The sequence below is a fragment of the Spirillospora sp. NPDC029432 genome (assembly GCF_040703975.1).
In the GTDB taxonomy this organism is placed as follows: Bacteria; Actinomycetota; Actinomycetes; order Streptosporangiales; family Streptosporangiaceae; genus Spirillospora.
On record NZ_JBEZWH010000088.1, the window covers coordinates 1 to 15,151 of the forward strand.

General features: G+C 73.3%; 10 protein-coding genes and 1 riboswitch. Of the genes, 2 read left to right on the forward strand and 8 right to left on the reverse strand.

The window, feature by feature from the left end; all coding sequences use genetic code 11:
- Positions 1–167: 167 nt before the first annotated feature.
- Positions 168–2,021, reverse strand: coding sequence for a translational GTPase TypA (gene typA / locus AB0881_RS37685; RefSeq protein ID WP_366625101.1), 1,854 nt, complete (start codon positions 2,019–2,021; stop codon positions 168–170).
- 191 nt (positions 2,022–2,212) lie between these two features.
- Positions 2,213–2,354, forward strand: a riboswitch (cyclic di-AMP (ydaO/yuaA leader).
- A gap of 7 nt (positions 2,355–2,361) precedes the next feature.
- Between typA and AB0881_RS37690 the strand changes: the two genes are divergently transcribed.
- Positions 2,362–3,402, forward strand: a complete 1,041-nt coding sequence (locus tag AB0881_RS37690) for a C40 family peptidase (RefSeq protein ID WP_366625103.1) — start codon at positions 2,362–2,364, stop codon at positions 3,400–3,402.
- A 64-nt stretch (positions 3,403–3,466) separates the two neighbouring features.
- Here AB0881_RS37690 and AB0881_RS37695 read toward each other — a convergent pair whose 3' ends face one another.
- Entirely contained in the window at positions 3,467–3,877 is a 411-nt protein-coding gene (locus AB0881_RS37695; protein WP_366625105.1) for a (deoxy)nucleoside triphosphate pyrophosphohydrolase, read from the reverse strand.
- 26 nt (positions 3,878–3,903) lie between these two features.
- Positions 3,904–4,683 (reverse strand): Mut7-C RNAse domain-containing protein, encoded by a 780-nt coding sequence (locus AB0881_RS37700; RefSeq protein ID WP_366625107.1) that lies wholly within the window; start codon positions 4,681–4,683, stop codon positions 3,904–3,906.
- 179 nt (positions 4,684–4,862) lie between these two features.
- On the opposite strand from AB0881_RS37700, the gene AB0881_RS37705 reads away from it, so the two are divergent.
- Positions 4,863–5,285, forward strand: a complete 423-nt coding sequence (locus AB0881_RS37705) for a ribonuclease domain-containing protein (protein ID WP_366625109.1) — start codon at positions 4,863–4,865, stop codon at positions 5,283–5,285.
- Between the two features lie 27 nt (positions 5,286–5,312).
- On the opposite strand, the gene AB0881_RS37710 is transcribed toward AB0881_RS37705, so the two are convergent.
- From AB0881_RS37710 to AB0881_RS37730, 5 genes are all read right to left on the reverse strand, one after another.
- Positions 5,313–6,377 (reverse strand): NlpC/P60 family protein, encoded by a 1,065-nt coding sequence (locus tag AB0881_RS37710; protein ID WP_366625111.1) that lies wholly within the window; start codon positions 6,375–6,377, stop codon positions 5,313–5,315.
- Positions 6,374–7,033: a hypothetical protein gene (locus AB0881_RS37715; protein ID WP_366625113.1), complete on the reverse strand. Its 660-nt coding sequence runs from the start codon at positions 7,031–7,033 to the stop codon at positions 6,374–6,376. The genes AB0881_RS37710 and AB0881_RS37715 overlap by 4 nt, the downstream gene beginning before the upstream one ends.
- A complete protein-coding gene (locus tag AB0881_RS37720; RefSeq protein ID WP_366625115.1) occupies positions 7,034–9,592 on the reverse strand; it encodes a type IV secretion system protein in 2,559 nt (852 codons plus the stop codon).
- A 32-nt stretch (positions 9,593–9,624) separates the two neighbouring features.
- The gene (locus tag AB0881_RS37725) at positions 9,625–12,138 is read right to left on the reverse strand and encodes an ATP-binding protein (protein WP_366625116.1); all 2,514 of its coding nucleotides are present in this window, start codon (positions 12,136–12,138) and stop codon (positions 9,625–9,627) included.
- Between the two features lie 115 nt (positions 12,139–12,253).
- The gene (locus AB0881_RS37730) at positions 12,254–15,100 is read right to left on the reverse strand and encodes a TcpE family conjugal transfer membrane protein (protein WP_366625118.1); all 2,847 of its coding nucleotides are present in this window, start codon (positions 15,098–15,100) and stop codon (positions 12,254–12,256) included.
- Between the last annotated feature and the right edge of the window lie 51 nt (positions 15,101–15,151).

The window sequence follows — 15,151 nt, forward strand, 5'->3', positions numbered from 1 at the left end:
GGGTGGTGGTCGACCTCCCCCCGGGGGTTGGGGGGGGTCCTGGTCAGCCCGGCCCGGGGGGGGGGGCTCTCCTGTTGTCTGTGGCCGCGCCCCCCCCACCCCGGGCCCGGGTGGTGTGGAGGGTCGCCCCTCCACGATGACCGGTGTGGAGGGTCGCCCCTCCACAATCAACTCGCCCGCTTGGCGCGGGCTCGGGTGCGCTCGCGCTCCTTGGCGTCCAGGACGACCTTGCGGAGCCGTACGGCGGTCGGGGTCACCTCGACGCACTCGTCCTCGCGGACGAACTCCAGCGCCTCCTCGAGCGTCAGCAGGCGGGGCGGGGTGAGGGTCTCGGTGCTCTCGGCCGTGGAGGAGCGGATGTTGGTCTTCTGCTTCTCCTTGCAGATGTTGACGTCCATGTCGTCGGAGCGCGAGTTCTCGCCGACGATCATGCCCTCGTACACCTGCGTGGTGGGGCCGACGAAGAAGGTGCCGCGCTCCTGCAGGTTGGTGATCGCGTACGCGGTGGCGGCACCGGTGCGGTCGGCGACCAGGGACCCGGACGGGCGGGTGCGCAGCTCGCCGAACCAGGGCTCGTAGCCCTCGAAGACGTGGTGCGCCATCCCGGTGCCGCGGGTCTCGGTGAGGAACTCGGTACGGAAGCCGATCAGGCCGCGGGCGGGAACCAGGAACTCCATCCGGATCCAGCCGGTGCCGTGGTTGGTCATCTGCTCCATGCGGCCCTTGCGGACGGCCATGAGCTGCGTGACCGCGCCCAGGTGCTCCTCGGGGAGGTCGACGGTGAGCCGCTCGACGGGCTCGTGCTTCTTGCCGTCGATCTCGCGGGCGACGACCTGCGGCTTGCCGACGGTCAGCTCGTAGCCCTCGCGGCGCATGTTCTCGACGAGGATGGCCAGCGCCAGCTCGCCGCGGCCCTGGACCTCCCAGGCGTCGGGACGCTCGGTCGGCAGGACGCGGATCGAGACGTTGCCGACCAGCTCGCGGTCCAGGCGGTCCTTGACGAGCCGGGCGGTGACCTTGGTGCCCTTCTCGCGGCCGGCGAGCGGGCTGGTGTTGGTGCCGATCGTCATCGAGATCGCCGGCTCGTCCACCGTGATCAGCGGCAGCGGGCGCGGGTCGTCGGGGTCGGCGAGGGTCTCGCCGATCATGATGTCGGCGATGCCGGCCAGCGCGATGATGTCGCCGGGCCCGGCCTCGTCGGCGGGCTTGCGGGTGAGCGCCTCGGTCATCATCAGCTCGCTGATGCGGACGCGCTCGACGCTGCCGTCGCGCTTGCACCAGGCGACCGACTGGCCCTTCTTGATGATCCCGGAGTGCACCCGGCACAGCGCGATGCGGCCGAGGTAGCTGGAGGCGTCCAGGTTGGTGACGTGCGCCTGGAGCGGGGCGTCGGGGTCGTACGAGGGGGCCGGGATCGTCTGCTTGATGATGTCGAACAGCGGCTCGAGGTCCTCGCTGTCGGGCATCCCGCCGTTCTCGGGCTTGGTGAGGGACGCGCGGCCGGCGCGGCCGGAGGCGTAGACGATCGGGAAGTCGATCTGGTCCTCTTCGGCGTCGAGGTCCATGAACAGCTCGTACGTCTCGTCGACGACCTCGTCGATGCGGGCGTCCGGCCGGTCGGTCTTGTTGACGACCAGGATCACCGGCAGCTTCGCGGCCAGCGCCTTGCGCAGCACGAACCGGGTCTGCGGGAGCGGGCCCTCGCTGGCGTCCACCAGCAGCACGACGCCGTCGACCATGGACAGGCCGCGCTCGACCTCGCCGCCGAAGTCGGCGTGGCCGGGGGTGTCGATGATGTTGATCGTCATCCCGGCGTGCCGGACGGCGGTGTTCTTGGCCAGGATCGTGATGCCCTTCTCACGCTCCAGGTCGCCGGAGTCCATGACGCGGTCGTCCACGTCCTGGTTGTCGCGGAACGCCCCGGACTGCCAGAGCATGGCGTCGACCAGCGTCGTCTTCCCGTGGTCGACGTGGGCGACGATCGCGACGTTCCGGAGGTCGTCACGCGTGGAGATGGGCATGCGGTCTCGCCTTGGGTGAGAGTGTGGGGTTCCGCCGCAGACTGCGACTCTTTCGATTCTACTGGGCGTTCAACGTCGACGGCCCGCCCACGTCTTCCCGCGCGCCGCACATCTTGCTATTTGGCCAACTTTGCCCGGACTTTGTACTCTCCCGTAATCCGGTCGTTCCGAGTCCCGCCCCCCGGGACGACGGCCGGAGACCGCCGAATCCCCTCCGGGGGAACCGGGGACCCAGGCCCCCTGGGGTGAATCGGCGCGCACCCCCGCGCGCCGTAGGGCGACTCCTGGCCCGAACCCGTCAGCTAACCCGGTAGGCGGCCAAGGAGAGGAGTTCACCGGTTTGTCACCGGCTCGCGAACGGCGCGGCTTCGCCGTGCCCTCCCTCACCGCTGCCACGGTCGTCGCGTTCGGCGCGCTGACCCCGATCGCCGCGGAGGCCGCCGTGCACCCGGCGGCCGCACCCACGATCGCGCCCCCGGCCGTACGGGCCGCGGCCACCCCCGCCGCGCAGCCCAAGCCGTCCGAGAGCGAGCTCCGCAAGCGGCTGGACGCGCTGAACACCGAGGCCGAGAAGCTGACCGAGGCGTACAACAAGACCCGCGTCGACCTCAAGGCCGCCCAGCGGGCCGAGCGGACCGCCGCGCAGACGGCCGCGCGCCTCCAGCAGCAGGCCGCGCCCGCCCGCGAGGAGCTCGGCCGGCTCGCCGCCGCCAACTACATGGCGGGCGGCTCGGACATGTTCTACGGCGCCGGCACCGACACCTCCGGGCTGTCCGCGTCGGCGTACCTGGCGCAGAGCCGCGCCGCCGCCGTGAACCGGCTCCAGGCGCAGATCGACCAGGCCACCCGGGCGCAGAACGCGGCCAAGGCCGAGACGGCCCGCGTCCAGCAGGCCGCGACGAAGGCCCAGCAGGCGCGCGGGGCGGCCAAGGCCAAGGTCACCGAGGTCGTCAAGCAGCTGGACAAGCTGACCACCACCCGGGTCAAGGACCCCAAGACCGGGCTCAAGGCGACCGTGAAGGGCTCCGACCTGCCCGCCAAGATGGCCCGCAAGGCGCTCACCAAGATCGGCAGCCCGTACGTATGGGCCGCCGCGGGCCCCAGCAGCTTCGACTGCTCGGGCCTGGTCGTCTGGGCGTACGGGAAGGTCGGCAAGCCCGGCCTGCCCCACTACACCGGCGCCCTGTACGGCGAGGGCCGGAAAGTGAGCAAGGGCGAGCTGCGGTCCGGCGACCTGGTCTACTTCGGCTCCAGCCTGCACCACATGGGGATCTACCTCAGCGACGGCAAGTACCTGCACGCCCCGCAGACCGGCGATGTGGTGAAGATCTCGAAAATGTCGGACCGCTCCGACTACGCGGGCGCCAACCGGATCTCCTGAGACCGGCCGGCGGGCCGGCGCGGGCCCGCCGGTCCCACCCGGCCCCACCGCCCCCGCGAGGCCGTCAGCCGCCCAGATGCGGCCGTACGGCCTCGACGATGGGCAGGTCCGCGGGGAGCCACGCGACGTCGTACAGCTCGTCCGGGCCCAGCCACCGCAGGGCGAGGTGCTCCAGCGCGCGCGCCTCGCCCTCGACGACCGCGGCGGTCCACACCCGCAGCACGCCGCCCAGCACCAGCGGCCAGTCGCCGCCGATCCGCTCGGCCAGGGCGACCTTGACGCCCAGCTCCTCGTGGCACTCGCGGACGAGGGCGTCCTCGTCCGTCTCGCCGGGATCGACCTTGCCGCCGGGGAACTCCCAGCCGCCGGCCAGCGCCGCCGGCTCGGCCCGCTGCGCGGCCAGCAGCCGCCCCCCGGAAATGATCGCCGCGCCCACCACTACGTTGATCGTGACCAGCCCCTCTCTGCCCGGCATCATGCCGGACGGGCGGGCCGAGCGTCTCAGGAGGCCGCGCTCCGCGCCGAGCCGGGCGCGGCTCCGGCCGTCCCGGCCGCCGCCACGACGGCCGCCGCGTCCTCGACGATCCGCTCCAGATGGCCGCCGTGCGCGCCGCGCCAGTAGACCTGGCCGCAGTCGGTACAGCGCCCGTACACGTCGTAGCTGCGGCGGGTGCCGTCGGCCAGCTGCCGCTCGACCTCCTCCTTGCCCACCTGCGCCAGCACGCCGTTGCAGGCGGTGCAGCGGGTCCACGGCGACAGCGCGGGCGCGAAGCGCTCCAGCAGGTCGCGCAGCTGGTCGTCGGGGCGCGAGCCGCGCACGTACGCGCCGAACCACAGCGCCCGGCGCCGCAGCAGCCCGCGGTCCTGCGTCAGCAGCACCCGGCGCTCCTCGTTCGCCTGGACGACCAGCGCGGGGTCGTCCATGTCGTTGTGGTACGCGGTGTCCAGGCCGAGCAGCCGCATCCGGCGGGCCAGCGTGCCCAGGTGGACGTCCAGCAGGAAGCGGGGCGCGGCCTGGCCGGGCTCCAGCGGTACGGGCTGCGGCCGGGACACCGCCTCCACCCGTACCTCCTCGCCCGCGGCCGGCTGGTGCCCGGGCTCGACCGGGACGCCGTCCACCAGCAGCCGGCCGGCCTCGGGCAGCGGCACGCCCAGGGCCTCCACGATGTGCCCCAGCGTCGAGGTGCCGTCGTGCGCCACCTCCTGCCGCGCCCGGCGGCGCGCGGAGGGCAGGAAGATCAGCAGTTCGTCGGCGATCGAGATCGTTGTCGCGGGCTCCACGCGGCCAGCATGCCACGCTGCGCCGCGATGTCGACCGAATTGATCCGCGCCCGGCCTCCGGACCCCCGAGCGCGGCCGGTACGTCCTGCCGAAGCGGGGGTAATGCGATCGGCAACTTCCCCTGAAACCCGCCGGGCGGCCTTGACCGCTGCCGGGGGCGGGCCCGCACACTCGAACCCATGAAATCCCCCCGCCACCTGCTCCTGCTCCCGTTCGTCGCCGCCGCCTTCCTCGTCCCCGCCGTCCAGGGCGCGCCGGCCGCCCAGCCGCTCGCCGGGCCGCCCGCGCTCGCGGCCGTCATCGCCGCGGACATCCCGCCGATCTGCGCGACCGAGCTGCCGCCCGAAGCGGACGACACCATCCGCCTCATCGACCGCGGCGGCCCGTACCCCTATCCCCAGGACGGCACCGTCTTCCAGAACCGCGAGGGCCTCCTGCCGGACGAGCCCGCGGGGTTCTACCGCGAGTACACGGTCGAGACGCCCGGCGTCGACCACCGCGGCGCCCGCCGCATCGTCACCTCCGGCGACGAGGGGCACGACGGCATGTACTACACCGACGACCACTACGAGAGCTTCTCCGACATCGACTTCGCCTGCTGACCGGAGCGGAAGGCCGCCCGGCCCCGGTCAGCCCGACCGGGGCTGGGCGGCCAGCTCGGCGACCCGGCGCTTCATCTCCGGGCGGGCCAGCGGGCGGGTCGAGCCGATCCAGTCCGAGCGCTTGTACGGCTTGACGCCGATGTTCGGCGTGCAGGTCGAGCAGCTCGCCACGATCATCTTGCCGTTGCCGATCACCATGCCGACATGGCCGGGATTGTTGGCGGACGTCCCGGGACCCGAGTTGAAGAAGACCAGGTCGCCGGGCTGCTCCTTGCCCTTTTCGATCTTCACGCCCCAGGGCCACTGCTCGAACGTGGTGCGCGGGATGTTGAGCCCGACCGAACGGTACGCGCCCTGGAGGAGGCTGGAGCAGTCCCAGGCGTCCGGGCCGTTCGCGCCGAAGATGTACCGCTTCCCGCGCTGCGCCATCGCGAACGCGATGATCCGCTGCACCAGCTCGCCGGCGTTCGCGGGGAGCTGGTTGTCCTGGCACTCGACGCCGTTCGACTGCACGATCGTGAAGTCGCCGCCCACGTACTTCTTGGCCCAGTCGAGGACGAGGTTCACGTAGTCCCACGAGTGGTTGTACATGAACAGGGCCGTGCGCATCCGCTCCGGGGCGCCGTTGTGCTTGAGGTAGCGGGCCGCGGACGGGATCGCGTCGTCGGGGTCGTACCGGTCCTTCTTGCCGTCCTTGTCGCCGTCGACCGCGAACGACTTGAACGTGGCCGCCAGGAACTGCATCGGGCCGCCCGCGCCCGCGTAGTTCTCGCCGCTCTGCACGCCGGGCAGCCGGGACGTCCCGTGGCTGGTCTCGACCTTGCCGATGCCAGCGAGGACGTTCCACGGGATGCCGTAGTCCTTGCCCGCCTTCTTGTAGAGCTCGAGGTAGTTGGCCGGGATGGCGCGGGCGTCGTTCGCCTCGGAGGGCTGCGACCCCGCCTGGGAGACGTCCACGCACGCGGCGCCCGCGCCCCCGCCGCCGAACATGAACTGGCTCGCCCCGAACAGCACCGGAACGATCATCAGCGCGCCGAACACCGTCGCCACCGCGCCCAGCGCCGCCGCGATCAGCAGCCTGCGGCGGCTCATCCGGTATCACCGGCGCCGGCGGTGTCGCCGGCCTGGCCGGCGTCGGCGGGACCGAACGCGTACACGCGCAGGGCCGACCCGTCGCGCGCGACCGTCACCGCGTACTGCTGGCTCTCCTGGCCCTCCTTGCCGCCCTTGGTCACCCGCTGCTTGCCGGTCACCAGGAAGATCACGGAGTTGTCCTCGATGTCGCGGACGCGGTCGAGGGTGGCCGTGCTCTGCGCGACGATCTGCTGCCGCCGCCGTTCCTCCAGCAGTCCCGGCGAGGCGGCGCTGCGCTGCAGCTCACCGCGCAGCTGCTCGGTGACCATCCCGGCGAGCCGGTCCGTGTAGGCCTTGGGGTCCTCGTCGTAGCGGTACGTCCCGTACGCCGCGGTGAACCGCTGCGCGAGGTCGGCCGCCGTCGCGAACTCCTGCTGCGAGAACGGCAGGAGGCGGTACAGGTCGAAGTTCTGGGCGGAGACCGTGCCGGAGATGCCCGGCGGCGGGGACGCGGGCCCGGTGGGGCCCGCGGTCGCGGCGGGCGGCGGGCTCGCGTTCTCCTCACCGCCCGGCTCGCCGCCGGGCGCCGCCACGGTCAGGTAGACACCGACCGCGGCCAGCACCAGCACCAGCCCCGCGAACAGCCATTTGCGCTGACGGTCCGTCAGGTTCATCTAGTCGTCCCGCTCCGCGTCACCGTCGACCGGACGCAGCCAGAACGGGATCGGCGGCTCGTGGCCGCCGCCGCCCGAGTCGCGGCGCCCCCACAGCGGCGGGGGCTGCTGCCGCCCGCCGGAACCGCCGGCGGGCGCCGCACCGGACGCGCCCGTTCGAGGCTTCGGCACGTTGGACGCGGGATCGGAGCCCCTGCCCTTCGCCGGGGCACCGCCGCCGGACGAGCCGTTGCCTCCGCCGCCGCCGCTCCCGGAGCCGCCGCCCGCGCGCCCGCGTCCCCGCCCGGAGGACGCGGAAGAGCCACCGGACGCGCGCCCGCTGCCGCTGCCGCCGAACCAGCCACCGCCCCCGGAAGCACCGCCACCGGCCGACGCACCACCCGCACCGGCTCCGGCACTGCCGCCGGAGCCGCCGCCGGCACCGTTGCCGCCGCCTCTTCCGTTGCCGCCACCCGCGACGGACGAGCCGCCGCCACCAGCGCCGCCGCCGGGACGCGACGCCCACGACGTCGGACGCGCCGTGCCTCCACCGGCACCGGCGGCACCGCCGGACTTGGCGCCGCCCGTACCCGCGCCGCCTCGCGCGCCCTTCGCGACGACGCCCGCCAGCGCGCCGCCACCGCCCGCGGCGCCGCCCGCACCCGCACCGGCGCCCGCGGCACCGGCCGTGGCGCCGCCGTCGGCGCGGGCGTCACCGAGCGCGCCCGCGCGCGTCGGCAGGTTCAGCGGGGGCGCGCCGCGCCTCGACCGCCCCTGCGCCGCGGCCACACCGCCGCCGCGCGGCTTGGCCGCCAGCACCGGCGCCGCCTCCGGCGACGGGCCCTCGCCCGCCCCGGCCGCGCCGCTGCGCCGGTCCGTCGTCGTACCGGCCGCCGTGACACCGCCCTCGCCACCGGCCGCCGTACCCGCCTCGCCCGTGCCGTCCGACTTGCCGTAGCGCGCGAGCCGGTAGCCCGCCGCCCCCGGCACGACCGCGGCCGCGACCGCCGTGGTGTTCTTGCGCGCCTCCACGATCGACTTCTCCAGCGAGGCGTCGCTCTTCTCCCGGGAGCCGACCGCCGAGTAGCCGACCGCCGAGAACAGGTGCTGGAACGGCTTGCGGTAGATGAACGCCGCGCCCGTCACCAGCGCGATCATCAGGATCTGCAGGCCCCACGGCAGCGTCTCGCCGAGGATCAGCCCGTACGCCCACAGCAGCAGCGACAGCACGCCGATCAGCGCCGCCTGTTTCAGCAGCATCGACAGCAGCAGCTCCAGCCATCTGATGGCGATCACCCGGCCGATGCCCGGATGGATCCCGATGCCCAGGAAGATCGGCCCGGCCACCAGCAGCAGCAGGAACGCGATCTTCACGACGATCAGCGCGATCGCGATCACCAGGATCAGCAGCCCGGCCACCAGCGCCGCGAACAGCCCGCCGAACGCCACCGCCAGCCGGCTCGTCCAGTTCTTGCCCTGGAACAGCGGGTACGCCCCGGCGTGCTCCTCCTTGACGTTGTTCGCGACGTCCTTGTACGCGTCCGCCTTCTTGGCCAGGTCGACCTTCTGCCCGCCGTGCGTCTCCGGCAGGTCGACGGCCTGCGACCACAGCAGCTTGTCCGCGTTGTCCTTGACCACCTTGGCGTTCGGGTCCGTCGTGCCGAACTGCCCCATCAGCCACGGCTTGCACACCAGCGCCACCCACAGCCCGTTGGCGTTGCGCGTGGTCGCGTCCACGTTGGCGGCGCTCGCCGGATCCGCGCGGCCCTCCGGCGGCGGGATGCAGGTGGAGCCCTTCGCGTCGCTCTGCGGCAGCGCCGCGTTGAACGCCGCGCTCGTCGCCTCCGACACCTTGGTGCCCAGCGTCGTGAAGTCGGCGGGCCGCGCCACCAGCCAGATCAGCGCCACCATCGCCGCGACCATCCAGATCGCGCCCTCGGTGACCTTGCTGGCCCGCTTGCGCACCAGCCCCCACCAGGCCAGCCACATCGCGCCGAGGATGACCACCCACGACCAGTACCGGGCGTTGAACGTCTTGCCGATGTCGCTGATCACACCGTCGACGGTGTCCTTCAGCCAGCCCAGCAGCGACTCGGACGCGGCCGCCTGGTAGACGCTGATCGTCGTCCGGTCGATCGCCCTGACCAGCGTGAACGTGGTGTTGGCGAGCGCGTTGCCCATCATGGCCATCGCGTCCGAGCAGCCCATGTCGACCGCGTACCAGTGCTGCCCGGCCGTCCCGTACCGGTCGTAGTACGTCAGCTGCTCGACCGGGGTCTTCTTCAGCTGCTCGCTCGGGTAGTCCGGCGGCTTGATCATCCCGTCCGTGCCCGAGCCGTACTGCTCTGGCGCCGGATTGTCGGCCGGACGGCAGGGGTCGCCGCCGAACGGACCGGCGCCCGCCATCGGCGCGAGACCCACCATGAAGATGGCGGCCATGAGCATGAGCAGGACCGGCCGGCGCCCGCGGACGCGGCGCGGCCGCCGCCGCGCGCCCTTGAGCACCGACTCGTCGAGACCTTCCGAGGGAGAACGTTGCAGCCTGCGCGCGGTCGCGCGGCCCAGTTGACGATCCGGCATGCGGGGACGGCTCATCGACTGACCTCTCCTGTTCACCCGGCTCCACCTTGCCCCTGAGCGGCTTCGGCCCCCGAGGTCGCGAGTTCGGCCTGACCCGGGCGGGACCGGGTCGGGTTGGTGTCCAGCCAGTGCCGCAGCTCCTCGGAGATCAGGTCGACGCCGATGCGGCCGGCGCGCCCGTCCAGGTCACGGAAGATGCACTCACCGTTGCCGAGGTTGCGCAGCACGGCCTTGTGCTCGTCGGACGTCTCCACCCCCAGCAGAGACATGACGTTCCCGACCTCCACGCGCTCGGAGGAGCGGAACGAGAACACCGACGAGAGGCAGTTGGTCACCTGCTCGTTCAGGAGGTCCCCGGCGTTCTGCGACACCAGGATCAGCGCGGTGTTGCGCGAGCGGCCCATCCGCGACACCTCCGGGATGAGCTTGGCGCCCTCCGGGGTCGAGGTGATCGCCCACGCCTCGTCCAGGAAGATCGCCTTGGGCATCCGCCGGTCGAGCCCGTGCATCAGCCTCCGGGCGAACTGGGAGACCAGGTACATCAGGGCGACCGACAGGCGCTGCTCGTACGAGTAGTCCTCCCGGGAGATCGCCACGTCGGGCAGGGTCAGCCCGCCGAGCGTGAACACGGTCGTCCAGCCGGCGGTGTCGATGCGCTCGCCGCCGGACGGGTCGAAGCACAGCCGCGCGAGCCGCATCTCCGACATGGAGCGGAGCACGGCGCCGAGGTTCTTGGACGCCGGGTCGTCCGAGCCCTCCAGATGGTCCACGACCTTGCCGAGCGAGGGGCGGTCGGCGTTGGCGACGGCGCCCACCGCCTGGATCATCGCGGACTCGCGCTCCTCCGACATCCGCGGCAGCAGTAGCCGCAGCGTCTCGGTCGCCATCGTCTTCTTGGCCGCGAGGTCGTCGCCGAACGAGAACGGGTCGAGCAGCCCCGGCGCGGCCGAACCCAGCGGCAGCGTCCGCGCCTTCCGGCCACGCGCCCGCAGCAGCTCCACCAGCGACTCGGCGTCGCCCTTGGGGTCGATCGCCGCGATCGTCACCCCGCGCAGCGCCATCTGGTAGATCAGCAGCAGCGCCAGCGTGGTCTTGCCGCCACCCGGCTCACCGGTGATCGCCACCGCGGTCGGCCGGTTGCGGGCCGCGGCGACCAGCGGGTCGAAATGCACGATCGACCGCGCCCGGCCGAGGGTCTCGCCGATGTACGGGCCGATCCAGCCCTCGCCGTTGTCGTCGGTACGGTCCCCGAGGTCGACCGTCGCCACCGGCATCCCGCCCGCGATCGTGCGCAGCGGCTGGCGCTGCGCGTACGCGTTGAGCCGGAGCCGGTCGCCGGGCAGCGTCTCCATGAACAGCGAGAACTGGTCACCGGTCGAGTTCACGACGTCGATGCCGATGTCGCGGTAGTGCTCGACGACCGCGTCCACCCGCTGGGCCAGCAGCTCCTCGGTCGGCGCCGACACGATCAGCCGGTGCCAGCCGTACACGAACGGCAGCCGCTCCTTGGTGATGCCGTGCTCCAGCAGCCGCGCCGCGTCGATCTGCTCGGCCAGCGCGATCGGCGCCTCCACGCCCGCCTCGCGGATGTGCTGGTCCATGTCCCGCGCGTGCGCGAGTTTGCGGGAGACGTCCTTGGACGCCTTCGCCGGCGGGATCAGCTTCATCCGCGAACTGATCTCGACGGGGAACGGGAGCGCGTCCGCGTAGTGGAACCACGGCTCCCCGTCCGGGAACGGCATCATGTCCGGGAACCGGGCGAACGACAGGTACGCCACGTACGACTGCGCCGTCGCGCCCGGCCCGACCCCGTTGAAGTTGGGCTGCTCGACGCGCAGGTAGGAGCGGCCGTTGTGGATGGCGCCCTCGACCAGCGCCTCGATCTCGCCCTTGCCCCACGTCCGCCGCGGCACCGCCGACGGCGGCGGGTCGGCGAGCGACGCCGTCACCGCGTGCTGGAACATCCACGCGACCTCGGTCGAGGCGGCGTGCCGCGCGTACAGGGCGGACCCGGCCAGCGCCCGCCCGACGCGCTCGGCCTGGTCGGTCCAGCGCGCGATCTCCTTCTTGTCGATCGCGTCGTCGGTGATGCCGAGGACCTGCTCGCTGCGCTTGTAGAAGCCGAGCCACTGCGCCAGCACGCCGCCGGAGAACTGCGCGCCCACCCCGCGCGGACCGAGCCGTACGCCGAGGTAGACCTCCTTGGTCCAGAAGTCCTTGGCCCACACGTGGGCGTAGGTCTCCTCCAGGTACTCGCGCCAGCCGGAACCCCCGTCCGAGGTCCTGTCCAGCGCCAGCGCCCAGTCGGCCGCCGGGTAGGTCCGGTGCGCGATCCGCAGGTGGATCTCGGCGTCCTGCATCCGGATGCCGGCCAGCGCGATCGTGATGTTGGTGGCGAGCGCCTCGCGCTCCTCGCCGGTGGTGAACTCGTACGACACCGTCGGCAGCCGGAAGTACGCCCAGGCCGCGTTGTCGGTGAGCAGCACCCGGTCGTCGAAGTACCGCACGCCCAGCCGCGTCGCCCGCGCCTTCGACGCCCTGCTCATCGCCTCGCTCCGCTCAGCGGCTCGCAGCCGTGCTCACGCACCGGCTTCCCTCGTCGCTCTGGTCGCAAGCTCCCGCCGCTCCTCACTCCAGCCGGCACGCGACTGCTCGCGGGGCTCATCGAGTGGCCTCCTGCTCCTGCTGACGCTCCTGGTAACGCTCGGGCACTTCGGCGAACCCCCCGGCGACGACGCCGGCGAGGGCCAGGTAGGCGCGCCGCGTCGGCGCGCGCAGGGATCTGAGCTCGTTGCGGGGCGCGCGGTCCATGCTCAGATGATCGTCCCATGGGATCCGCACCAGCGCCCGGCACCGGCCGCGCGCCACGGACTCGGCCTGCTCGACGTCGTCCATGCTGCGGCGGCTCACCCCGTTGATGACGGTCACCGCGCGCGAGCGCAGCTCCTCGTACCCGTGGCCGTCCAGCCACTCGTACGTCATCGCCACCGCGCGCGGCGCGTCGGCGCTCGCCGGCGCCACCAGCACGACCTGGTCGGCGTACGGCAGCACCCGCGCGACCACGGCCGCCGCCGCGTCCAGCAGCGTGACGGAGTAGAAGCGGTCGATCGTCCGCATCGCCAGCGCGTAGTCGCGGTCGTCCAGCGCCTGCAGCGGGTTCTTGCCCGCGGCGACGACCTCCAGGCCCGACTTGGCCTGCGAGGTGTACCGGCGCATCGCCGTCAGGCTGTTGACCTGGTCGGCGCGCGTGATGAGCCCGGTCAGCGTCTCGTTGGTCTCGCTCCGCGTCCGCCGCGCCAGCGCGCCCGGCCCGGGGTTGACGTCGATCGCCACGACCGGTTCGCCGTTGTGCTGCGCGAACGTGTGCCCCAGCATCAGCGCGGTCACGGTCTGGCCCGCGCCGCCCGTGCAGCCGAGGACCACGATGTGCCGCGTGCCCTGGAACGGCTGCTGGAGGCGCTGCTGGTACTCCGCGTCCGCCTCGCCGTGCCCGCCGCCGACCGCGTGGATGAGCCTGCGCAGCCCGCCGCCGCCGTGCGCCTCCTGCTCCGGGTCGGGCGGCGTGATCGCCGGCTCGGACGGCGGCGCGGGCGGAGGCGGCGGCAGCGGCCGCGGCCGCACCGGCGACGCGGGCCCCGACCGCACCTCCCGCGGCGGCTCCTCCCGCACATGCCCGGCCCCGGGCCCCGCCATCGGCGCCCGCCCCGCATGCCCGGCCGCCGGCCGCTCCGCCGGCGCAGGCCACTGCTCCTCCGCAGGCGACCCCGCATGCGGGGACTGCTCCACCTCTGCGGGCCACCGCGCGTGGTCGGACGACTCCGATTGTGCGGGTTGTGCGGGCCGCTCCACGTGCCCAGGCCATTGCCTCTGAACGGGCCGCTCATCACGCGCGGGCGGCTCCGCCTCCGCAGGCTGATCCCCCTGCGCGGGCCACCGCGCATGAGCGGGCGACTCCGGGTGTGTGGGCTGCTCCGCCTGGGCGGGCTGCTCCGGCTCTGTGGGGCGCTCGTCTCTCGGCGCTGGGATGGGAGGCCAGACGAGGGCGTCCGTGGTGGCCGCCCGCAGCGGCTTGGACAGCTCCTCGGACCACGGCTTGGGCGGCTCCCGCCGAGGCGCCTCGGCCTCGCCTTCGTCCGCGTTCCGGTCCGCCGCGCCGAAGGCGCCGGGGACCATCGGGATGTCCGGCCGGGTCGGCTTCGCCTGGCCGACCTGGGGGATGTCGGGCCGCGTCGCCGGCGCCTGCTGCGGGATGTCCGGCCGCGTGGCGGCGGCGGGCTTCACCCCGGTCGCCTGCTCCTCCGTGCCGTCGTCCTGCCCGGCGGAGTCCGCGCCGGCGCCGGACGCCTCGGCGGCGGGCGCGGGCACATCGGCGGCGGGCCGATCGTCCGCAGGCCGGGACTGCTCGTCCTGCGGCTCCGGCCCGTGGCCCGCATTGGTAGGCCGCCCTTCGGTACCGGCCACCGCCTGCCCCACGGCCTGCGGCCGCGTCACTGCCGCACGCCCCTTGGACGGCTCGGCCCCCGTGTCCGCGGCACGCGCGGTCTCGTGAACGTCCGCCGCCTCCTCGGCCGCGGGCGTGGCGTTCTCATCGGCCGTCCCCTCGGTGACCGCCGGGACCGCGTGCTCGGACGCGGCGGGCGTCCGGTCGGCGGCCGTGTCTTCGCCGGGGTCGGTGGCCGCTGGGAGGTCGGTGGCCGTGGTCGTGGCGGGGCGGGGCTCGGTCGGTGGCTCGGGGGTCTTCCAGAATTCCGGGGGGCTGCCCGCGCGGCGGATGCCGGAGGCGAAGGCGCGCTTGCCGGAGGCGCCGAACTCCAGCTGGGGGGTCGCCGGGGGGCGCTCCAGGGCCTCTTCCTCGTGGGCGATCTCGCGGGTCGGGCGGTGCCAGGGCTTGGCGGCCGGAGGCGCGGCGGGAGCCTCGGTGGGGGTGCCGGCCACGCGGACGTCGTCCTCGGTGTTGAGGGCGCCCCATTCCTGGGCGGCGTGTTCGGCGAGGGGGCGGGGCTCGGACGCGATGGCGGGGGTGGGGGGCAGGGCGGCCGTGGGGGTGAACGCGGGGATCTCCTCGGGGCGCTGCCTCCTGCGGGCCTTGCGGCGGGTCTTGAGGGCGGCGCGTTCGGGGGCCGCGGCGGGGGCGGGGGCCTGGGGGCGGCGCCAGACGCGGGCCACGATGACGACCTCGCGGGGCTCGCGGATGGGGGTCAGCCGGCACCAGGTACGGGGTTCGGCGAGGTAGCGGGTCTGGGAGAGGAGGAGTTCGGTGAGCCGCTTGCCCTCGATGACGGGGCGGGTGGCCAGCCAGGTGAGGACGCCGGGCGGGACGATGTAGAGAACGTGCCACGGCGACTCGAACGGAATGCCGACGATCTTGAGCAGCAGGATCCAGGGGACGAACACGCCGGCGAACACGCCGATCTGGACGAGCGGCAGCGGCATCGGCAGCCGCAGGTCGTACAGCTTGTACAGCCTCTTCTCGATGCGCCAGATGTTCGTGTACGTGGGTAGATCCACGCCCCTACTCCCCTAACTGTGCGAGCACAGTGCCGCCTGACCCCGGCCGAG